The 21,799-nt window shown below is 64.2% G+C and carries 20 protein-coding genes; 11 read left to right on the top strand and 9 right to left on the bottom strand.

Features of this window, described 5'->3' with window-relative positions:
• Positions 1-115: 115 nt before the first annotated feature.
• A complete protein-coding gene (locus EHH60_RS29410; RefSeq protein WP_124162869.1) occupies positions 116-736 on the bottom strand; it encodes a response regulator transcription factor in 621 nt (206 codons plus the stop codon).
• 203 nt (positions 737-939) lie between these two features.
• Here EHH60_RS29410 and EHH60_RS29405 point away from each other — a divergent pair, with 203 nt between their 5' ends.
• On the top strand, positions 940-1,971 hold the full coding sequence (locus EHH60_RS29405) for an AraC family transcriptional regulator (RefSeq protein WP_124162868.1): 1,032 nt from the start codon (positions 940-942) through the stop codon (positions 1,969-1,971).
• A 2-nt stretch (positions 1,972-1,973) separates the two neighbouring features.
• On the opposite strand, the gene EHH60_RS29400 is transcribed toward EHH60_RS29405, so the two are convergent.
• Entirely contained in the window at positions 1,974-3,185 is a 1,212-nt protein-coding gene (locus tag EHH60_RS29400; protein WP_124162867.1) for an NnrS family protein, read from the bottom strand.
• Positions 3,186-3,314: 129 nt separating this feature from the next.
• Between EHH60_RS29400 and EHH60_RS29395 the strand changes: the two genes are divergently transcribed.
• Entirely contained in the window at positions 3,315-4,025 is a 711-nt protein-coding gene (locus EHH60_RS29395) for a Crp/Fnr family transcriptional regulator (protein WP_124162866.1), read from the top strand.
• A gap of 107 nt (positions 4,026-4,132) precedes the next feature.
• Here EHH60_RS29395 and EHH60_RS29390 read toward each other — a convergent pair whose 3' ends face one another.
• Together EHH60_RS29390 and hemN are read right to left on the bottom strand one after the other, a co-directional pair.
• Entirely contained in the window at positions 4,133-4,330 is a 198-nt protein-coding gene (locus EHH60_RS29390) for a DUF1858 domain-containing protein (protein ID WP_124162865.1), read from the bottom strand.
• A 207-nt stretch (positions 4,331-4,537) separates the two neighbouring features.
• Complete coding sequence (gene hemN, locus EHH60_RS29385) at positions 4,538-5,890, bottom strand: oxygen-independent coproporphyrinogen III oxidase (protein ID WP_124162864.1); 1,353 nt, start codon at positions 5,888-5,890, stop codon at positions 4,538-4,540.
• Positions 5,891-6,055: 165 nt separating this feature from the next.
• Between hemN and EHH60_RS29380 the strand changes: the two genes are divergently transcribed.
• The 5 genes from EHH60_RS29380 to EHH60_RS29355 all read left to right on the top strand — a co-directional run bounded on the left by EHH60_RS29380 (position 6,056) and on the right by EHH60_RS29355 (position 11,664).
• Complete coding sequence (locus EHH60_RS29380) at positions 6,056-6,256, top strand: hypothetical protein (protein ID WP_124162863.1); 201 nt, start codon at positions 6,056-6,058, stop codon at positions 6,254-6,256.
• A 476-nt stretch (positions 6,257-6,732) separates the two neighbouring features.
• Entirely contained in the window at positions 6,733-7,830 is a 1,098-nt protein-coding gene (nirK, locus tag EHH60_RS29370; RefSeq protein ID WP_199752152.1) for a copper-containing nitrite reductase, read from the top strand.
• A 52-nt stretch (positions 7,831-7,882) separates the two neighbouring features.
• Positions 7,883-8,761, top strand: a complete 879-nt coding sequence (locus EHH60_RS29365) for an SUMF1/EgtB/PvdO family nonheme iron enzyme (protein ID WP_124162861.1) — start codon at positions 7,883-7,885, stop codon at positions 8,759-8,761.
• 175 nt (positions 8,762-8,936) lie between these two features.
• Positions 8,937-9,962 (top strand): Fe(3+) ABC transporter substrate-binding protein, encoded by a 1,026-nt coding sequence (locus EHH60_RS29360; protein ID WP_124162860.1) that lies wholly within the window; start codon positions 8,937-8,939, stop codon positions 9,960-9,962.
• 55 nt (positions 9,963-10,017) lie between these two features.
• Entirely contained in the window at positions 10,018-11,664 is a 1,647-nt protein-coding gene (locus tag EHH60_RS29355; RefSeq protein WP_124162859.1) for an ABC transporter permease, read from the top strand.
• A gap of 59 nt (positions 11,665-11,723) precedes the next feature.
• Here EHH60_RS29355 and EHH60_RS29350 read toward each other — a convergent pair whose 3' ends face one another.
• Together EHH60_RS29350 and EHH60_RS29345 are read right to left on the bottom strand one after the other, a co-directional pair.
• The gene (locus tag EHH60_RS29350) at positions 11,724-12,374 is read right to left on the bottom strand and encodes a CoA transferase subunit B (RefSeq protein ID WP_124162858.1); all 651 of its coding nucleotides are present in this window, start codon (positions 12,372-12,374) and stop codon (positions 11,724-11,726) included.
• Positions 12,374-13,111 carry a CoA transferase subunit A gene (locus tag EHH60_RS29345; protein WP_124162857.1) on the bottom strand — a complete coding sequence of 246 codons (738 nt, stop codon included), beginning with the start codon at positions 13,109-13,111 and terminating at the stop codon, positions 12,374-12,376. The genes EHH60_RS29350 and EHH60_RS29345 overlap by 1 nt, the downstream gene beginning before the upstream one ends.
• Positions 13,112-13,383: 272 nt before the next feature.
• Between EHH60_RS29345 and EHH60_RS29340 the strand changes: the two genes are divergently transcribed.
• From EHH60_RS29340 to EHH60_RS29325, 4 genes are all read left to right on the top strand, one after another.
• Complete coding sequence (locus EHH60_RS29340; RefSeq protein ID WP_199752150.1) at positions 13,384-15,312, top strand: AsmA family protein; 1,929 nt, start codon at positions 13,384-13,386, stop codon at positions 15,310-15,312.
• A gap of 248 nt (positions 15,313-15,560) precedes the next feature.
• Positions 15,561-16,946: an ABC transporter substrate-binding protein gene (locus EHH60_RS29335; RefSeq protein WP_124162855.1), complete on the top strand. Its 1,386-nt coding sequence runs from the start codon at positions 15,561-15,563 to the stop codon at positions 16,944-16,946.
• A gap of 94 nt (positions 16,947-17,040) precedes the next feature.
• A complete protein-coding gene (locus EHH60_RS29330) occupies positions 17,041-17,913 on the top strand; it encodes a carbohydrate ABC transporter permease (protein WP_124162854.1) in 873 nt (290 codons plus the stop codon).
• Positions 17,910-18,761: a carbohydrate ABC transporter permease gene (locus tag EHH60_RS29325; protein ID WP_124162853.1), complete on the top strand. Its 852-nt coding sequence runs from the start codon at positions 17,910-17,912 to the stop codon at positions 18,759-18,761. The genes EHH60_RS29330 and EHH60_RS29325 overlap by 4 nt, the downstream gene beginning before the upstream one ends.
• 116 nt (positions 18,762-18,877) lie before the next feature.
• Here the strand turns inward: EHH60_RS29325 and EHH60_RS29320 are convergent, their stop codons facing one another.
• From EHH60_RS29320 to EHH60_RS29310, 3 genes are read right to left on the bottom strand one after another with little or no spacing between them, the layout of a single operon-like run.
• A complete protein-coding gene (locus tag EHH60_RS29320) occupies positions 18,878-19,690 on the bottom strand; it encodes an ABC transporter permease (RefSeq protein WP_124162852.1) in 813 nt (270 codons plus the stop codon).
• Positions 19,691-19,694: 4 nt separating this feature from the next.
• A complete protein-coding gene (locus EHH60_RS29315) occupies positions 19,695-20,609 on the bottom strand; it encodes an ABC transporter permease (RefSeq protein WP_124162851.1) in 915 nt (304 codons plus the stop codon).
• A complete protein-coding gene (locus EHH60_RS29310; protein ID WP_124162850.1) occupies positions 20,606-21,778 on the bottom strand; it encodes an ABC transporter ATP-binding protein in 1,173 nt (390 codons plus the stop codon). Before EHH60_RS29310 ends, EHH60_RS29315 begins: the two co-directional genes overlap by 4 nt.
• Between the last annotated feature and the right edge of the window lie 21 nt (positions 21,779-21,799).

Genomic DNA, 21,799 nt, shown 5'->3' with positions numbered 1-21,799 from the left:
GCCTCGCCATCGTGATGAGACGCGGCGGGGAAGGAACTGGTTCGATTGCGGTTTGCTTGGGGCGCTGCCGCGGCGGCAGCATGACCGCGGAACGGAGATCGGCCGCGGCGCAGCCTCAGACCTGCGTGGGCGAACCTTGGCTAAAGATGCGCCGGAGCAGGTCGGTCACGTTGCGGGCACCGGCTTTCCTCAGGATGCTGGCGCGGTAGCCCTCGACCGTCCGCGCGCTCAGATGCATCCGCCGGGCGATCTCCTTGTTGGTGAGGCCGGCGGCGAGATGCTCGAGCACGTCGCCCTCGCGCGCGGTCAGGGGCTCGCAGCCTGTCAGCCAGCGTTGCCGGCTCGCGCCGGGTTGCGCGAATTCGTCGATGGCGGAATCGATTCGGCCGACGATGTCGTGGGTGCGGAACGGCTTTTCGATGAAGTCGGCCGCGCCGCTCTTGATGGCGTCGACCGCCATGGCGATGCTACCGTTCGCCGACGTCACCAGCACGGGCGCCATGCAGTTCTCCCCGCGCAGCCGCTTGAGCACCTCAAGGCCGGATCGATCAGGCGGCAACTCGAGCAGCACGCAAGCCGGCATCCGCGCCTTTGCGGCGGACAAGAGAGATGCACCGTCGGCGAAACAGATCACCTCATAGGCATTCTGTCGGAGCGCAGTCAAAAGTTGCTCGCGAGAGGCAGCGTCGGTGTCGATGACGAATATCTCACCCTTGGAAAGCATGTTTCCCGGCATGATCCCGATCCAGCAATGTCTTGGTCAAAGGGCCTGAGACGGTAGCGGGCTCCATCGCGCTGCCGCGCCGTCGTGAGCACGGCATTCACGCGCGTGCTTCGGTTTCCCCTATGTATGTTCCCCGCGGTTCCTGGATTTGACTGACCGGGACAGAAAATTTACATTTCGGGACATCTGCGGAACAGCTGGCAGGACCGGTTCGCATGACCGACCTCATTCGCAGCTCGAGCCTGACTTATTATCCGGAGGTCGCCCGGTCGGTCGGGCTCGACCCCAGGCAGATGATGCGCAAGGCCCGGCTGCCGCCGGCCTGCCTCGACAAGCCCGATACGCCCATTGCCGTCGCCGGCCTGCGGCGTCTGCTCGAATCATCCGCGGAGGCGTCCGGCGCCGAAGATTTCGGCTTGCGCCTCGCCGAGCGCGGCGGCCTGACCAATTTCGGCACGGTCGGCCTCATCGTGCGCGAACAGGCGACCGTCGGTGAGGCAATCGATGCATTCTCGCGCTTCATCCATATCCATCACGATGGCATGCGGCTCGACGTCGCGCGCGGCAAGCAGGCCGTGACCATCACCATGCATCTGCGCGGCCGGAAGCCGAGCGCGTCGCGGCAGTCGATCGACGTGGCGCTCGGCAGCGTCCACCGCATCATCCAGTCGCTGTTCGGGCATGACTGGCGACCGCAGGAGGTGCACCTGCATTACCCGCCACCGCACGATCGCAAGCGCTATCGCGAATTCTTCGGCTGCCGCGTGATCTTCAACGCGAAGGATGACGCGATCGTGTTGTCGGCGCACGACATGGAACGCCGGATCCCGAGCGCGCATCCGCTGATCGCGAGCTATCTGCGCAAGCGGATCGAAACGATCGAAACACGGCCCGCCAGCTGGGAGCAGAAGGTCGACGAGGTCGTACGTTTCCTTCTTGCCGGCGGCGGCGACTGCACGGTCGAGCGCGTCGCGGAGCATCTCGCCTGCACCCGCCGCACCATCCACCGCCGCCTCGCTGCATCGGGCACCAGCTTCTCGGTCATCCTGGACGCACGACGCGCCGATCTCGTGATCCAGCTGATCGATGCTCCCGGCCGGCGGCTGACTGACATCGCAATGCAGCTTGGCTTTTCCGCGCAGAGCGCGATGGCGCGCTGGTTCCGCAGCCGGTTCGGCTGCACCATCACCGAGTGGCGCAAGGGCGTCCGGCCCGCGACGGCACCGCCCACGGCGTCTGCAGCTTGAGTTCAGCGTGCGGGTGCGGGCACGCCCATCGTGGCGAGGGCACGCCACCGGCTGCCGGCGAGCAGCGGGCCGAACGCGATGGCAAATCCGAGGAAAGCGACGATCCAGCCGCAGGCGGCGATATGCAACAAAACATCGCCATGCGCTGGGGACACGACGGCAGCGATCCGGGCCAGGGCCGCGATCACGATCGCAGCATAGATCCCCTGGATCGCCGGCGAAGCCGTCAACGCCTGTCCGGTGTGGCCGAGGCTCGCGCGGGTCATCACCGCGAGCGTCATGGTTCCCGCCGCCCCCGCCATCCAGGCGTGGATACCGGCGCTTGGCGGCAGCACACCAAGAACCGCCAGGGCATGCAGGATGAAACCGAACGGCACGAAGACGTAGCCGACATGCAGGATCACGAGCAGCCGCTCGCGGAAGGTGCGATCGCCGGCCCAGCGCGCAAGCCGCAGCAAGTGCAGCCCGCCGACAAGTGCCATCAGAACACCGGTGACGGCATTCGACGGCGCCAGGATCCATGGGACGAGCGCGAGCGCGCTGCATCCGATCACCGCGCCATCGAAGCGTCCGAACGGCACGGGCAGACGACCGGGATTGAATTTGACCAGCCAGTTGCGGGTGAAGCTCGGAATGATGCGGCCGCCGATCAACGCAATCAGCAGAATGACCACGCTGATGCCGACGCGAATGCTGACATCGGCGGCGCCCTGGTCGTGCGCTTCGACATGAAAGGCGATGTTGCCGGCGAGCAGAGCGAACACCAGCCCCACCACGGGCAGGTTGCGCCAATTGCCGCCTGCGATGATCTCGCGCGTCGCGGCGGCGACGACCAATGCCAGGAAGGCGGCATCGACGATCAGCGCAAATGCCCAGCCGATATTGGCCGACACGGTCACCACGATGCGCCCGGCAAGCCAGACCATCAGCAGCACCCCCAGCGGCCTGCCCTGGATCGGCAGCCGCCCCGTCCAGTTCGGGATGGCCGTGAACAGGAACCCGGTGATGACGGCCGGCAGGAAGCCATAGAGCATCTCGTGGACGTGCCAGTCGCGCGGCGCGAATGCGGAACTCACGGACAATTCGCCATGAAACATCGGCAGCCAGACCAGGATCGACAGTGCAGCCTGGATCGCGGCAAGCAGGAAAAAAGGCCGAAAGCTGTTCGCAAACAACGGCCAGCCCGCAAAGTTACGGGATCGGGCGCCAGCCATGGCATCCACTCCAATGAATTCATATCGTCGTCTGGAAAAATACCGCCACTCTGCCGGCCCGTTTTGCGCTACCGCAAACACCAGAACGATTGCAGGTGCCATCACACTCCTGAGCGCCAAGGAGGCAGAATGGCCAAAGTCGACACATCGCTGGTTGCGCATTTGCCGCTGTTTGCGGGGGTGACGCCGGAAGCTCTGGACGAGATCCTGCGTGAGGCCCGCTCGGCCCGTTTTCCCAGGAACAGTGCCATCTTCGAGCAGGGGGCCGACGCGCAGTCCTTCTTCCTGCTGTTGCACGGCCATGTTCGCGCGGCCAAGACCACGCCGACCGGTGAGCAGATCGTGGTACGCTATGTCGCGCCCGGCGAAACATTCGGGCTCGCGATGGCGATCGGAGCCGCGCGCTATCCGGCGACGGCGATGGCGGTCGATGACAGCGTGGTGCTGGTCTGGCCGACCTCGGCCTGGCCGCGGTTGGTCGAGCGGTTTCCGGCGCTCGCCGCCAACACGCTCCAGACCGTCGGCACCCGGCTTCAGGAGAGCCACACCCGCATCCTGGAAATGTCGACCCAGCAGGTCGAGCAACGCATCGCGCACGCGCTGCTGCGCCTCGCCAAGCAGTCCGGCAAGAAGCTCGACCACGGCATCGAGATCGACTTCCCGATCGGCCGGCAGGATATCGCGCAGATGACCGGCACCACGCTGCACACCGTCAGCCGCATCCTGAGCGGCTGGGAGAGCCAGGGCCTCGTCGAGAGCGGCCGCCAGCGCATCATCCTGCGAGAGCCGCACAAGATCGTCGTGTTGGCCGAGCGGAACGCCGACAACGGCGCGGCGTGAGAACCGACGCCGGGACGCCTCCGCTCACAGGGATGAGGGGCGCCTCCGCTTACGGCGAAAGCGTCCCTCCTCCGGGAATCCGCGCGCCCGCGCGATTTCAGACCGTTTCACGCAGGCACGCAATCGCTCAAGGCAGCGAGGAATCTGTCGCGGTCGATGCCATGTTCGCGGCAGGCATCATCCACGGTGTGGAAGGTCGCGATCGGGCAGCCGACGCAGGCCATCCTGAAGGCGAGAAACACGCGGATCGTATGCGGCGCCGTGCGCATGATGTCGTCGACCAGATCTTCGGATCCGAAGGGCATGGACAACTCCGTTCCGAATTGACGATAGCGAAGCGAGCGGAAGCCTCTTTGTTCAAGCGCAAGCTGGCTGGTCATTCCGGGGCGGGCGCAGCGCGAACTATGATGCGGAACTGCGCATCTGAAAATCCATCGTGCTGCGGATGACGTGGAACAATGGACTCCGGGGTCGCGCCAAAGAGGCGCGCCCCGAATGACGGGAGGTGGATCTTACACCGCCCTGCTATGCAATTGCTTCCCGGGATCCAGATGCGCATCGAATGCGGCGGCGACGCTGCGGACCAGGAAGCGCGAATCCTTGGCGACCGCGAGCCGATCGCCTTCCAACCGCACGACGCCGTCGGAGATCAGCGGCTTCAGACGCGCCGCCGATTTCAGCATCGCGCCTGCCTCTGCGCCATGACGGGCGCAGATGTCGCCGAGATCGGCACCGAACTCGCACATGATGCGCTCGATGATGTCGGCGCGCAACCGGTCGTCGCCGGTGAGCCCATAGCCCTTCGCGGTGGCGAAGCGGCCGGCGGCGATGCTCTGCGCATAGGCGCCGATCTGCACCTCGTTCTGGACATAGCCCTGCGGCAGATGTCCGATCGCGCTCGCGCCGAAGCCGAGCAGGACTTCACTCTTGTCGGTGGTGTAGCCTTGAAAATTGCGCCGCAGCGTTCGCTCCTCGAACGCCACCGCCATGGAATCGTCGGGCCGCGCGAAATGATCGAGTCCGATCTGCACGTAACCGGCCTCCTTCAGGGCATTGGCGATCGCGCAGGCCTGGTCGTGGCGCGCAAGGCCGTCGGGCAGCACGGCCTCGTTGATCATGCGCTGGTGCTTCTTGAAGTCAGGCACGTGAGCATAGCCGAACACCGAGAACCGGCTGGGCGCGAGCGCGAGGCTGCGCCGCACTGTGTCCAGGCACGAGGCGACAGTCTGGTGCGGCAAGCCGTAGATCAGGTCGAAATTGATTCCCTCGATGCCCGCGCCGCGGAGCATGCCGACCACGGAAGCCGTCTGCTCGAAACTCTGCACGCGGTTGATCGCCCGCTGCACCACGGGATCGAAGCTCTGCACGCCAAGGCTCGCGCGGTTGACGCCGGAGAGCCGCATGGCCTCGACCATGTCCGCGATCAGTGTGCGGGGATCGATCTCCACCGCGATTTCGGCCGAAGGCAGCACGAAGAACTTCTGGCGCATCGTCGCCATCAAGTCGGCAAAAGCCTCCGGCGCCATGATCGTCGGCGTACCGCCACCGAAGTGGATGTGCTCGACCTTGATCCGACGGCCGATGGTTTCGGCAGCTAGCGCGATCTCGCCGCGCAGCGTCCGCTGATAGCCGGCGATGAGATCGTCGCGGCGGACGATCTGGGTATGGCAACCACAGTACCAGCACATCTCTCGGCAGAACGGCACGTGCAGATAAAGTGACGCGCTGGCGCCCGCCGGCAGTTCCGCCAGCCACCGAGCATACGTGTCTGGACCGATCGCGGGCGTAAAGTGCGGGGCGGTCGGATAGCTCGTGTAGCGTGGCAGACGTTCCTCGCCGTAGACTGCCGCAAGATCAGTTCTCATATCTTACCCATTGGTAAATTTGCGCCGCGCGCAGGCATCACGGCAAATCACGGAGTAGGTTCAATTAGCCCGGATGCGAGGCAACGACTTTGCGCTCGCGCAAAGCGCGGCGCCCGGTTCCCAGCCATGATGACAACAATTCGCGTGGCCATTCGGAGCGTTGCCATGAGACTTCTTGCACTCGAACTCATTCTCTCCCTGCTCGATGTCCGCGGCCATATCCCACGTTTCGACGACTTCCGGCCGACCCCGGCCGCACCAGCCTCCGTCGGAATGGTGCGCGCCCTGGCCGCAGCAATCGCCGTCTTCGTCGTGTTGTCGCTGGCGATCTGGGGGACGGTCGCGCTTGCCATATCTCTCCTCTAGCCACCACCCCTTCGCGAAGGCCTCGATCGAGATATTATCCATGCGCGCATGTGCCGGCGCAGTTGTCCTGATCTGCCTTGCCGGGGCCAACGTCCACGCCGGCACGCGAGATCGCTATCCAGCTTGAAGATGCGAACGAGTTGCCGCTGAGCGCCGATGCGGCTGCGGTCACGCTCGCCATCCCGAGCATCGCGTGGCGCCGGCCACCGCAGAGGCCGAGCACGTCGGCGCTGTCGACGAGCAGTGCCGTGTCAGAATGTCAGCGCCGCTATCGGGCCACTGATCCCTCGGCCTCGACATCCCAATATGCCTCGGACGGATCGAAGTGGCGTCATCAATCGCTGCTCTGATGAAGCACCTAAGTACTGTTGCAGAGGTGAATGCAGCGGAAGCTTGTTGCAGCGCAAACACGCTTGCCGCGATCGGCGCACACTGCAATCCGTCATCAAAACCTTTTCAGATGAAGGATGCTTCCGATGTTCACCCGCAGAGCCGCATTGATCAGCGCCGCCGCGACCGCCTTGATGCTGGCGACCCCCGCTTTCGCCGCCAGCGATCTCAAGCTGCCGCGTCAGAAGGTAGAGCTGGTCGCTCCGCCCTTCGTGCACGCGCACGAACAGGCCACGACGCAGGGCCCCAAGATCATCGAGTTCAAGATGACGATCGAGGAAAAGAAGGTCGTCATCGACGACAAGGGCACCAACTTCCAGGCGATGACGTTCAACGGCTCGATGCCGGGACCGCTCATGGTCGTGCACGAGGGTGACTATGTCGAGCTGACGCTGGTCAATCCCGCGACCAACACCATGCCGCACAATATCGACTTCCATTCCGCGACCGGCGCGCTCGGTGGCGGCGAACTCACGCTCATCAACCCCGGCGAACAGGTCGTGCTGCGCTGGAAGGCGACCAAGACCGGCGTGTTCGTCTATCACTGCGCACCGGGTGGCCCGATGATCCCCTGGCACGTCGTCTCCGGCATGAACGGTGCCGTGATGGTGCTGCCGCGTGAAGGCCTCAACGACGGCAAGGGTCATGCTCTGAAATACGACAAGGTCTACTATATCGGCGAGCAGGACATGTACGTGCCGCGCGACGAGAATGGCAATTTCAAGTCCTACGATTCGCCGGGCGAAGCCTTCACCGAGACCGAAGAGGTGATGAAGAAGCTGATCCCCACACATGTCGTGTTCAACGGGAAGGTCGGCGCGCTCACCGGGAAGAATGCGCTCACCGCCAAGGTCGGCGAGAACGTGCTGATCATACATTCGCAGGCCAATCGCGACAGCCGTCCGCATCTGATCGGCGGCCACGGCGATTATGTCTGGGAGACCGGCAAGTTCGGCAATGCACCGGAGGTCGGGCTCGAGACCTGGTTCATCCGCGGCGGGTCGGCGGGAGCTGCGCTGTACAAATTCCAGCAGCCCGGCATCTACGCCTATGTCACGCATAATCTGATCGAGGCCGCAGACCTCGGCGCCACCGCGCACTTCAAGGTCGAAGGCAAGTGGAACGACGATCTGATGACCCAGGTGAAGGCACCTGCGGAAATACCGCCTGCCAGCACCAACTAGACGCGACAAGGGGCCGGTCATCACCGGCCCCTTCTTGTTTCGGGGAACGACCATGCTGATCGCATTCAAACTCAAGCTGGCACTCGCCTGCGCGGCCGGGCTTGCGGGGCCGCTGGCCGTTGCGCCTCTGGTTTCCGAGATGGCGACGCACAATGTGGAAAGCGAGCCCGCCATGGTCGAGATCGCTGCCGGCAGCTTCTCATATCGCGAAGCCGGCGATTTCACACGCGGCGGCCAGCAGGCGGAAGCGCCGCTGCGCACCATGCGGATGGACCGGCCGCTGCACATCATGCGAAATCAGGTCGCTTCATCCGACTATCGACTTTGCGTGCTGGATGGCGCCTGCCGCGCACTCGATCGCGACGTGGCGATCGCCCCTAATCGCCCCGCGGTGCAGGTGAGCTGGTACGATGCCGATGCCTATGCAGGCTGGCTGTCGCGCAAGACCGGCCAGCATTACCGCCTGCCAAGCGACGAGGAATGGGCTTTTGCCGCCGGCTCCAGATTCAAGGATGACGGTGTGCCGGTCGATGCAAGCGATCCTTCAAAACGCTGGATCAGCCGCTATGAGCGGGAATCCGAACGCGACGTCACCGACACCACGGCCCATCCGTTCGGCAAGTTCGGCCCGAACGAGCACGGCATCGAAGATCTCGCCGGCAACGTCTGGGAGTGGACCTCGACCTGCTTCGTGCGCTCGCGCGTCGACGAGGCCGGCAATGCCGGCCGCCCGACCGTGAACTGCGGTGTGCGTGTCGCCGAGGGCGCGCACCGCGCCTATGTCACCGATTTCATCCGCGATGCCCGCGCCGGCGGCTGCGCCCAGGGCGTGCCGCCCGCCAATCTCGGCTTCCGCCTGGTACGCGAGGAGACGTCATGGCTGGTCAGCATTTCGCAGCGCTTGAGCAAGCCGTGGCCGGCGAGATCATAACCATGGCAGCGCGCATCGCTTTCGCGTCAACGTCTCGATCCATTGATTAGAACCGGTCTAAATTGAGTTTGGAATCCCTCTAAGTCATGGCCCTCGCGACATCCCGTCGCTAACGTTGCCGCACCGCCTTGCGCTACTCAAGCGGCGTTCAAATCGCGCGCCTGGAGCAGCCCTTATGATCAATCTTCGCGTCCTCGCCGCATCCGCGGCGGTGTTGAGCCTGTCCTCGTCCTTCGTGTCGAAAGCAGCCGCCAATGGCGAGGTCAACGTCTATACCTATCGCGAGACCAAGTTGATCCAGCCGCTGTTCGACGCCTTCAGCAAAGAGACGGGCATCAAGGTCAATGTCGTCTCCGCAAGCTCCGGCCTGGAGCAGCGCATGAAGGCGGAAGGCGCCAACAGTCCGGCCGACGTGCTGCTGACGGTGGACATCGGCCGCATCGACGAGGCCGTGCAGGCTGGCGTCACCCAGCCGATCAAGTCGGAGGTGGTCGACAAGGTCGTGCCGGCGCAGTATCGCGATCCGGACGGACACTGGGCCGGCATCTCCATGCGCGCACGCGTGATCTATGCCTCGAAGGATCGCGTCAAGCAGGACAAGATCACCTATGAGGAGCTCGCCGATCCCAAGTGGAAGGGCAAGATCTGCATTCGCTCGGGCCAGCACATCTACAACAATGCCCTGTTCGCGGCCTACACGGCCAAGTACGGCGAGGCCAAGGCCGAGGAATGGCTGCGCGGCGTGAAGGCCAATCTCGCGCAGAAGCCGTCAGGCGGCGATCGCGAAGCCGCGCGTGACGTTGCCGCCGGCAAGTGCGACATCGGCATCGGCAATACCTATTACTGGGCGCTGATGATGAACAACGATCCCGAGAAGAAACCGTGGGCGGAGGCGACCCGCGTCATCCTGCCGACCTTCGAGGGCGGCGGCACCCACGTCAACCTCTCCGGCGTGCTGCTCGCCAAGCACGCGCCCAACAAGGCCAACGGCATCAAGCTGATCGAGTGGCTCGTTAGCGAGCAGGCGCAGCAGATGTATGCCGACCAGAACTACGAATATCCGGTTCGGGGCGGTGTCGCCGTCAACTCCACCATCGCGGGCTACGGCAAGCTCGGCCCGGATCCGTTGGCGATCGCAAAGATCGCCGCCAACCGCAAGGCCGCAGCCTCGCTGGTGGACAAGGTCGGCTTTGACAACTGATCTCTGGCGGCCCTCGTCTGTCAAACTGGTAGAAGCTACGGGTGCACGGCCTCGTTTGAGAGGCCGCGTCCACGCCGGGCGCGCCGCGACCGCAATCGCGATCGCAACCGCGATCCTGGTCGCGGCGCCCGTGATCTCGATCATTTCGCTGGCTTTGCAGCCGGCGCCCGATGTGTGGCACGACCTGATCAACTACGTGCTGCCGGCCGCCCTCCTGGACACTGCGCTTCTGCTCGTCGGGGTCGGTGCGCTCACGCTTCTGATCGGCGCCGGTACTGCATGGGTGATATCGCGCCACGATTTTCCTGGCCGGGGCATGCTGCTGTGGCTGATGCCACTGCCGCTGGCGATTCCGACCTATCTTGCCGCATACGTCTATGCCGATCTGTTCGAACCGCTCGGCCTGGTGCATCGCACCCTGGCGATCTGGCTGCCGCTGCGCGATGCCCTCGGCCATCTGCCCAACCTGCGCTCGCTGCCGGGCGCCATCTTCGTGATCGGGCTCGTGCTCTATCCTTACGTCTATCTGTCGGCGCGCGCGACGTTTCAGGTTCAATCTGCCGAATTCGCCGAGGCGGCCACGACGCTGGGTGCCGGCCGATGGACTGTTTTTTGGCGCGTTTCATTGCCGATGGCGCGGCCGGCGCTGGCAGTCGGCGTGGCGCTGGTCGCGCTGGAAACGCTCAACGACATCGGCGCCAGCGAATATCTCGGCATCCGCACGCTGACGGTCTCGATCTTCACCACTTGGCTCAACCGCGGCAGCCTTGCCGGGGCGGCGCAACTCGCATGCCTGATGCTTGCGATCGTCGCCGGCCTGATCGCGATGGAGCGTTACGGCCGTCGCAACGCCAATGCCGAATTCTCGGCCGAAAGCCCGCATGTGAGGCAGCGAACCCCGCTTTCGGGCGCAAGAGCGTGGATCGCGTTCGCGGTCTGCGTGCTGCCGGTGCTGATCGGCTTCGTCGTGCCGCTGTTCTGTCTGGCGCATCAGGCTCTCGGTCGCGGACTGCTTGCAAATTTCGATCCGCTCCTGTGGCGCCACACCTTCCATTCGTTTGCCTATGCGGCGCTCGCGACGCTCATGGCGCTGATGCTTGCGCTCGCCACGACGATCGCGCACCGCTTTCGGCCCGATCCTCTGCGATATGTGGCGATGAGCGTCGCGCAGACCGGCTACGCGCTGCCGGGTCTCGTGATTGCCCTCGGCCTGCTGACCCCGGTGCTGGCGGTCGACAACGCGCTGAGCGCGGTCGCTACCTGGACGGGACGTTCGCTGCCCGGGCTGATCCTGGTCGGCTCCGGGACGGCCGTCGTCATCGCCTACACGATTCGTTTTCTGGCCGTGCCGGTCGGCATGATCAAGGCTGGGTTCGACAGTATTCCGCGCGACTATGACGAGAGCGCACGCACGGTCGGCGCTGGCCAGGCGGTCATGTTGAGGCAGATCTATCTGCCGCTGCTCCGGCCCGCGATGCTCGGCGCCGTCATCATCATGTTCGTCGACTGCCTTAAGGAGCTGCCGGCAACGCTGCTCTTGCGGCCCCTCAACGTCGAAACGCTGTCGACGTCGATCTACCAGTTCGCAAGCCGCGGCAATTTCGAGGACGGCGCGCTCGCGGCCCTCCTGATCATCGCCGCCAGCATCGGCCCCGTTGTCTGGCTGACCCGGTTCTCCGAGGTGCCGAGCGGCCCCGCCTGAAGGCATGGGCCTGAGGACGCGTCGACCGCATCGTCATGCGCGCCCCCAGCGTTTCTCGCCTACGTGTTCTTCAGCGCGACCCGGAATTCGGCTTCGGTCTTGGCCTTGACCTCGTCGAGCGAGACGCCGTCGGCCAGCTCGATCAGGGCCATGCCGCCGCTGCCGTGCTTGTCGATGGTGAAGACGGCGAGATCGGTCACGACCATGTCGACCACGCGCTCGCCCGTCAGCGGCAGGTTGCACTTTTTCAGCAGCTTCGGGCCGTCCTTGGCCGAATGCTCCATCACCACGATGACGCGCTTGACGCCGGCAACGAGATCCATCGCGCCGCCCATGCCCTTGACCATCTTGCCAGGGATCATCCAGTTGGCGAGATCGCCGTTCTGGGCCACCTGCATGGCGCCGAGGATCGATAGGTCCATGTGGCCGCCGCGGATCATACCGAAGGAATCCGCGCTCGAGAAATAGGAGGTCGAGGGCAGCTCGCTGACGGTCTGCTTGCCCGCGTTGATGAGATCGGCGTCTTCCTCGCCCTCATAGGGGAACGGACCCATGCCGAGCATGCCGTTCTCGCTCTGCAAAGAGACGTCCATGCCGTCCGGGATGTAATTCGAGACCAGCGTCGGGATGCCGATGCCGAGATTGACATAATAGCCGTCACGCAACTCCTTCGCGGCGCGCGCGGCCATCTGTTCGCGGGTCCAGGCCATCAGATTTCAACTCCAGTGCCGGCCGCCGGCGCCTTCGTCGGACGCGGGCGAGTGTTGCGGAATTCGATGCGCTTCTTGGCCGTGCCGACCTCGACGATACGCTTCACGAAGATGCCGGGGGTGTGAATGTGGTCGGGATTGAGTTCACCGGCCGGAACCAGATGCTCGACCTCGGCCACCGTGATCCTCGCGGCGGTCGCCATCATCGGGTTAAAATTGCGCGCGGTCTTGCGGTAGATGAGGTTGCCGGCAGTGTCGCCCTTCCAGGCGTGCACGATGGCGAGGTCGGCGAACAGGCCGCGCTCCATCAGGTACTTCTCGCCGTCGAACTCCTTCACTTCCTTGCCTTCGGCGATCAGCGTGCCGACGCCAGTCTTGGTGTAGAAGGCCGGGATGCCGGCGCCGCCCGCGCGAATGCGCTCGGCCAGCGTGCCCTGCGGATTGAATTCGAGTTCCAGCTCCCCGGCGAGGAATTGCTGGGCGAACAGCTTGTTCTCGCCGACATAGGACGAGATCATCTTCTTGATCTGGCGGGTTTCGAGAAGGCGGCTGAGGCCGATCCCGTCGACGCCGGCATTGTTGGAGACCACCGTCAGGCCCTTGACGCCGGACTCGCGGATCGCATCCGACAGCTCCTCGGCGATGCCGCAGAGGCCGAAGCCTCCCGACATGATCATCATGTTGTCCTTCAGAATGCCTGACAGAGCCGACTTGGCGTCGGGATAGACCTTGTTCATACAAAAAACCTTCGACTGAACCTGCGGCTTGGAGGCCCCGCGCCCTATTGGCGGCGATTATTAGGCGAAATCGTCCGAAGCCGTCAATGATACGGGGTTCTCTGCACCGCGCCCGGGTGATAGAAGCTGCCCACGCCGTGGGCAGAACCGTCCGCGGCCTTGAAAGCGTCAAGAAAACCCATCAAGTTGCGGGGGTTGGGTGTGGGCGCGCAGGTTTCCCGGCCCGCCCTTCTGGCTCCAACGACCAACCCGATCAGGACATGCCATTGACCATGGCCCAAGGAATGAAGCGCCTCGGGACGCCGATCGCGGCGCTGCTCGGCGTCGCGCTGATCGCCCTGATCGCGAGCTCCTGGCTCATCAACCGCGACGCGCTGCGCAAGGCGGTCGAAGCGCAGATCCGCGACGTCACCGGGCTCGAGCTCAATGTCGCAGGCAGCATCGACATCTCGGTACTGCCGGCGAGCTACATCTCCTTCCACGACGTCGGCCTCGAGGGCGGCGGCACCAGCACGCCAGCGCTCCAGGTCGACGTGCTCACCGCAAATCTGCGGCTGCTGCCGCTGCTGCTGCAACGGTTCGAGATTGCCGACCTCACGCTGCTGCGCCCGCGCATCCATGTCAGCCTCAAGCCGGACGGCGAGAGCAACTGGACGCCCTTCATCCAGACCATCGCGCGCACCATGAAGCCCGGGGCCGAGAACCAGGTCTCGTTCTCCGAAATTCGCATCCAGGACGGCGTGCTCGACTACGAGGACACCGCCACGCATGCCACCGAGAAGCTCGAGGACATCGACCTGTCGCTGGCGTGGCCTTCGATCTCGCGCTCTTTTGCCGCGACCGGACAGTTCGACTGGCGCGGCGAGCGCGTCGACGGCTCGATCAGCTTTTCCGATTTCGTCGCCGCCCTCTCCGGCGACCGGTCCGGCCTGAAGGTGCGAATCGCCAGTGCGCCGCTCAAGCTCGCTTTCGACGGCAGCGTCGCCAATCGCACCAGCCCGATGATGGAAGGCACGCTCACCGTCGACAGCCCGTCCTTGCGCAACGCGCTGCGCTGGACCGGGCAGCCACAGCCCGGCAGCGGCGGCTTCGGCCGCTTCGCGCTGAAGGCGCGCGCCAACGTCGTTGGGGCCTCGATCGCGCTCACCAACGTCAATGTCGAGCTCGACGGCAACGCCGCCGAGGGTGTCATGACCTACGCCAATAACGGCCGGCAGACGCTGCAGGCCACGCTCGCCGCCGACGCGCTCGACTTCACACCCTATATCTCGACCTTCCGCCTGCTCGCGAGCGGCGCGCGCGACTGGAACAGGCAGCTGTTCGATCTCAATGGATTGTCGACCACCGACCTCGACATGCGCCTGTCCGCGGCCAAGCTCACGGTCGGGCCGACGAAGCTCGGACGCACCGCGATCGGCGCCAATTTGCGCAACGGCACGCTGGCGCTCTCGGTCGGCGAGGCGCAAGTCTATGGCGGGATCGCAAAGGGCTCGTTCGGCATCGCGCGGTCCGATACCGTCGCCGACATCAAGGCGCAATTCCAGTTCACCGACGTCGATCTCCAGGCCTGCGCCACCGAACTGTTCGGTCTCAACAAGCTGTCCGGCCGCGGCAACATCAACGTCTCGCTCCTCGCCTCCGGATCGAGCCCGTTCGGCCTCGTGCAGTCGCTCGATGGAAGCGCCACCGTGACCGGGCATGACGGTGCGATCTCGGGCTTCAACGCCGAGCAGCTCCTCAAGCGGCTGGAGCGGCGGCCGCTGTCGGGCGGCGGCAATTTCCGCAACGGCTCGACGCCCTACACCAATCTCACCATCGCCGTGAAATTCTCCGACGGCATCGCTACCGCCGAGGACATCCGCGTCGAAGGGCCGGCGACGAAGATCACGCTCACCGGCACCGCCTCGGTGCCGACGCGCGAATACGACATGAAGGGCGTGGCGAGCCTCAACAGCGCCTCGGGATTCGAATTGCCGTTCGTGGTGCAGGGCCCCTGGGACGATCCACTGATCTTCCCCGATCCGGAAAGCCTGATCCGCCGCTCGCCGGCCTCCGCGCCGCTGCTCGACATGCTGAAGGACCGCAAGGGCGGCGATGCCGTGCGCTCCGCAATCGATCGCATCACCGGCAGCGGAAAACGTCCCGCGCCGGCGGAATCGCCGACGGCGGAAAATTCTAAAGAGAGCGCCAAGTCCAACTAACAAGTCCAACTAAGCTGACGTCGGACTCAGGTGAGTTTCAACTGAGTACGGCGCCTCTCCGGTGTTGGCGCGACCGTCGCGAATTGATCCGGCCGAATTGATGCGGCGATTGGATCGATCCACGCGTTGAGCAACTGACCCAACACCCCCACGACCCAGGCCTGACAAGATGCGTTGATTGCGCTACCACCATGCGCTAGTGTTTTATACGACCGGTTAAAAACACCGGCCGTTTGAGGGAGAAAAACGTGAGATCCAAGGTAATTGGCGCAGTATCATTGGCGGTCGCTGCGGTTGGGCTTTTTGCCGCCACTGCACCCGCCTTTGCACAGCAGAAGACGATCACGGTCTGGTGGGGCAAGGGCTTCTATCGGTCCGAAGACGACGCACTGATCGAGACGATCAAGAAATTCGAAGCCAAGACCGGCATCAAGGTCGAATTGTCGCAATACGCGATCCAGGACATGATTCCGAAGACAGTCGCAGCGCTCGATGCCGGCACGGTTCCAGATGTCGCCTATTCCGACTCCTATGACGTGCAGGCGCAGGGCAAGTGGGCCTATGAAGGCAAGCTCGAGGACCTCACGGATGTCATGGAGCCGATCAAGGGCCGGTTCGTGCAGAACACGCTCGATGCGTCGATCCTCTACAACGACGTCGCCAAGAAGAAGGCCTATTACGGCTTCCCGCTGAAGCAGCAGAGCATGCACGTCCAGATCTGGAACGACATGCTGGAGAAGGCCGGATTCAAGCAGAGCGACATCCCGAACGACTGGACGGGCTATTGGACGTTCTGGTGCGACAAGGTGCAGCCGGCGATCCGCAAGGCCACGGGCCAGCGCATCTATGCCGTCGGCCAGCCGATGGGCGTGGAATCCACCGACGCCTTCCAGTCCTTCTACACCTTCATGGACGCCTACCATGTCAAGCTGGTCGACGATGACGGCAAGCTGCTGGTCGACGACCCGAAGGTCCGCGACGGCCTGATCAAGGCGATGAAGGACTATACCGACACCTACATCAAGGGCTGCACGCCGCCGTCCTCGACGACATGGAAGGACCCGGACAACAACGTCGCGTTCCACAACAAGACCATCGTGATGACCCACAACTTCACGATCTCCATCGCGGCGAAATGGTTCGAGGACTCGCAGAACCAGGCGCTCACCCAGGAGCAGCGCGACGCCGGCAAGAAGGCCTATGAGCAAGACATCATCACGGCGTCCTTCCCGAAGGCACCGGATGGTTCGACCATCCGCTACCGCTCCGACGTCAAGACCGGACTGGTGTTCACCGCGGCCAAGAACAAGGCCGAGGCCAAGCAGTTCATCAGCTTCCTGCTCCAGGAAGAGAACGTCCGTCCCTACATCGAAGGCGCGCTCGGCCGCTGGTTCCCGGTGACCAAGGAAAGCCAGGAAAGCCCGTTCTGGCAGGCCGACAAGCACCGCAAGGCCGTCTACACGCAGTTCAAGGGCGGCACCGCGGCGTTCGACTTCACCAAGAACTGGAAGTTCACGATCCTCAACAACGAGAACGTGTGGGCCAAGGCGATGAACCGCGTGGTGAGCGAGAAAGTTCCGGTCGACAAGGCCGTCGACGAATTGATCGCCCGCATCAAGCAGGTCGCGGGTTGAGCCAACCTTCCCTCTCCCCGCGTTGCGAGGAGAGGGATAAGAACAACACCGGCCGCGTTTCGCGGCCGGCTTCTCTTTGAAGAGTCAGAAAAGAATGGCGATCACGCTCTCTGGCGCTCAGGCAATCCCCGGCCCGCCCCTGTCGTCGCGACTGACCCCGGCGCAGGTCTGGGGCATCGTGCTGCTCGCGCCCTATTTGCTCGTTTTCCTCGCCTTCGTCGTCTACCCCGTCTGCTACGGGTTGTGGCTGGCGCGGGCCCCTTCGAATTATGTGGCGCTCTACAATGATCCGATCTTCGCGCGCGCCGCAATCAACACGCTGATCTTCCTGGTCATCGGCATCAACATCAAGATGTTGATCGCATTGTTCCTGTCCGGCTTCTTCGCCCAGCAGCGCACCTGGATCAAATGGCTCTCGGTGATCTTCATCCTGCCCTGGGCAGTGCCGTCGATCCCGACCATCCTGTCGGTGCGCTTCATGCTCAATCCCGAATGGGGCATGATCAACCACTACATCTTCTCCTTGACCGGCGAAGACGGCCCGAACTGGCTGAACGATCCGACCGTGGCGCTGACCATGGCGATCGCTGTGCATATCTGGAAGTCGCTGCCGTTCTGGACGCTGATCCTGATCACCGGGCGCCTCGCGATCTCGCACGATCTGTTCGAGGCCGCCGAGGTCGACGGCGCGAGCTGGTGGCAGAAATTCCGCTACATCACCTGGCCGTCGATGCAGACGCTCTACGTCACCTGCACGCTGCTCTCGATGATCTGGACGCTCGGCGACTTCAACAGCGTCTACCTGCTCACCGGCGGCGGCCCGGCCGACCTCACGCATGTGCTGGCGACGCTCGGCATCCGCTATCTCCGGCTCGACCAGCTCTCGCTGGCAATGGCATCCATCGTCTGCGCGATGCCGTTCGTCCTGCCGCTCGTGTACTTCATGATGAAACGGTTGTCGCGATGAAGCTCCCCTCCTTGCGCGAAGTCGGAACCGAAGCGCGGCTCCTGCTGATAGGCATTCCCGTCTTCCTGTGGACGATGATCCCGATCTATCACATGTTCCTGTTCGCGATCTCCCCGAAGGAGGATGCGTTCTCAGGCAAGCTGTGGCCGGATCACCCGACGCTGCACAACTTCGAGATCGTGTTCAAGCAGCAGCATTATTTCCTGCGCGACTTCTACGTCCAGTTCTGGAATTCGACGGTGATCGCGGCGTCCGTCGGCGTGCTGACGCTGTTCATCGCGACCGCCGCGGCGTTCTCGATCTCGCGGCTGAAGGTGCCGGGCGGTCGCATGGTGTTGAACCTCGCGCTGTTCACATATTTCATCCCCGCGGCGTTCCTCGCCGTGCCGATGTACCGGACCATGGGCAATTACGGCCTGCTCAACAATCATTGGTCGCTGATCCTGGCGATGGTGACGATCGCGAGCCCCTACGCGATCTGGGTGCTCAAGCAGGCCTCCGACAAGCTGCCGGTCGAGCTGGACGAGGCCGCGGTGATGGACGGCGCGACGACGCTGCAGATCTTCCGCCTGGTCTACCTGCCGCTGATGATGCCCTCGCTGGTCGCGATCGGCACCTACGCGGTGCTGCTGGCCTGGAACGAATATCTCTACGCGTTCCTGCTGCTCTCCAACGACCGCGAGATCACCCTCCCCGTCGCGCTCGGCAACTTCCTCGCCGCCGACGATTCGCCCTGGGAGCTGCTGATGACCACCGGCTTCATCTACGCGCTGCCGCCGGCCGCGGTCTATTACGCCTTCCGCCGCTACATGGTGGGCGGGCTGACGGCGGGTGCTGTGAAGTCGTAAATAGGCCGTCATTCCGGGATGGTCCGAAGGACCAGACCCGGAATCTCGAGATTCTCAGGTGCGCAATTGCGCACCTGAGTTAGATGCTTCGCATCGCCCCGGAATGACGATCGTCTCTACAGCGGCGCTGCGCTCTCGCCTTGCGAGCTCGACAGTTTCGAGGCCAGCGAGGCGATGACGATGACGACCGCGATCAGCGCAATCACCAGCGTGCAGATCGCGTTGATCTCAGGCTTCACCCCGAGCCGCACCTCCGAATAGATGCGGATCGGCAGCGTGGCGGAGCCGGGGCCGGTGGTGAAGCTCGCGATCACGAGATCGTCGAGCGAGAGCGTGAAGGCCAGCATCCAGCCGGCAGCGATCGCTGGCGCGATCAGCGGCAACGTCACGGAGATGAAGGCGCGCACCGGGTCGCAACCGAGGTCCATGGCGGCCTCCTCGAGCGAACGATCGAGCGAGCCGAGCCGGGACTGCACCACCACGGCGACGAAGCACATCGTCAGCGTGGTATGGGCGATCGTCACCGTCCAGAACCCGCGCTCGGCATTCAGCGCGACGAACAGCAGCAGCAGCGACAATCCGGTGATCACCTCCGGCATCACCAGCGGCGCATAGAGCATGCCGGAGAACAGCGTGCGGCCGCGGAACCTCTCGCCGCGCGACAGCGCCACCGCCGCCAGCGTGCCGAGCAGCGTGGCGATGGTCGCGGAGGAGACCGCGACCCGCAGGCTCATCCAGGCCGCCTCGATCATGGCGCGGTCATTGAAGAACTCGTGATACCAGCGCAGCGACCAGCCGCCCCACACCGTCACCAGGCGCGAGGCGTTGAAGGAATAGATGACGAGGATGAGGATCGGCAGATAGAGGAACGCCAGCCCCAGCGCGAGCGAGGCGATGTTGAAGCGGGACAGGCGGGTGATCCTGCGCATCGCCTCACCGCTCGTGTTCGAGCTGCCGCTTCTGCAGCCGTTCGTACAGCAGCAGCGGCACCAGCAGCACCACCAGCAGCACGATGGCGGCAGCGGACGCAACCGGCCAGTCCTTGTTGGTGAAGAATTCCAGCCACAGGGTCTGGCCGATCATCAGCGAATTGGAGCCGGCCAGAAGGTCCGGGATGACGAATTCGCCGACGATCGGGATGAAGCACAGCAGCACGCCGGCGCCGACGCCGGGTAGCGAAAGCGGAAAGGTGACGAGCCAGAACACCTGCCAGGGGGGCGCGCCGAGATCGCCGGCTGCCTCCTCCAGCACCGGCTCCATCTTGGCGAGCGTGGCGTAGAGCGGCAGGATCATGAACGGCAAATAGGAATAGACGATGCCGATATACATCGCGCTGTCGGTGGAGAGCCACACCACGGGCCGGCTGACCAGATGCAGCGCCAGCAGGATCTGGTTGAGCAGGCCATCATGCTGGAGGATGTTGATCCAGGCATAGATGCGGATCAGGAACGAGGTCCAGAACGGCACGATCACCAGCACCATCGCCACCGCCTGCCAGCGCCTCGGCAATCGCGCCATGCCATAGGCGATGGGATAGCCGATCAGAAGCAGCAGCACGGTGGCCGTGATGGCGACGGTCAGGCTGCGCACATAGGCAAATACATAGATGTCATCGGAGACGAGCAGCTTGAAATTGTCGAATGAGAGTGCAGCAAAGGCACCCCTGAGCGCGTCCCATCCCGCCGTCAGGTCGAAGACCGGATCGTAGGGCGGCTGTGCGATGGCCGTCTGCGACAAGCCGATCTTCAGCACGAAGGCGAACGGCACCATGAAGAACAGCACCATCCAGACATAGGGTGCAATCGCGGCAAAGCGCGCCGGTCGCGCGAAGATGCGGCGGGAGCTCATGACGGCAGCACCACGCAATCGTCGGGCGTGAACCAGGCGACGACATGCTGGTTCAGGCTGTAGGCGTCGACGTCGATGCGTGCGCTGTTGGCGACCGAGGCCTGCACCGTCCCGCCGGTGTCGAGCTTCACCTTGTAGGTGGTGGTGCCGCCGAGATAGCAGATGTCGGCGATGACGCCGTCGAGCCGGTTGATCGCCGTTTCACGACCGGCCTCGCTCACGGGACCGCGGCGCGACAGCTTGACCTTTTCGGGGCGGATCGCGACCGCCAATCTTCCCGCGCCGACCGGCTCGCGCGGCTCGGCCACCACCAGCGCACCCGCATCACGCGTGCCGATGACCAGACGATGACCGTCGCGCAATTTGGACTCGCCGTCGAACAGATTGATGTCGCCGACGAACTCCGCAATCCAGCGCGAGCGCGGCGCCTCGTAGAGCTCGCGGGGGCTCGCGACCTGGGCGAGCTTGCCGGCCTTCATCACGCCGATTCTATCAGCCATCGTCATCGCCTCCTCCTGATCGTGGGTGACGATGATGAAGGTCATGCCGAGCCGCCGCTGCAGCTCCATCAGCTCGCCTTGCGTGCTCTCGCGCAGCTTCTTGTCGAGGGCCGCGAGCGGCTCGTCGAGCAGCAGCAATTGCGGCCGGCGCGCCAGCGCGCGGGCCAGCGCCACGCGCTGGCGCTGGCCGCCCGAGAGTTGATCCGGCTTGCGCTTCTCGAGCCCTTCGAGCTTCACCAGCGCGACCATCTCGGCCACGCGGATGGCGATCTCGGCGCGCGGCATGCCGGCGCGCTTCAGGCCGAAGGCGATGTTGTCTCGCACAGACAGATGCGGGAACAGCGCGTAGTTCTGGAACATCATGTTGATCGGGCGCTCGTGCGGCAGCGCCTGCGCGATGTCCTTGCCGCCGAGCAGGATGCGTCCCTCGTCCGGCGCCTCGAAGCCGGCAAGCATGCGCAAGAGCGTGGTCTTGCCGCACCCACTGGGACCGAGCAGCGCGAAGAACTCGCCGGCCTTGATGTCAAGCGAGACGCCATCGACGGCGCGGAACGTCCCGAACGTCCTGGTGACGCCCTCGATGCGCAGCAACGGCTGCCCTGCCGCGGGATACGGATCTCCACCGGCCGCATTGGACGCGGTGCTTGTTCTGGGCAACTCGTCCGTCATGTTCCCTGCCAACCCCGATTC

It is taken from the genome of Bradyrhizobium sp. RP6 (genome assembly GCF_003837805.1).
Lineage (GTDB): Bacteria > Pseudomonadota > Alphaproteobacteria > Rhizobiales > Xanthobacteraceae > Bradyrhizobium.
This window is presented reverse-complemented; position numbering and strand designations above follow the sequence as displayed.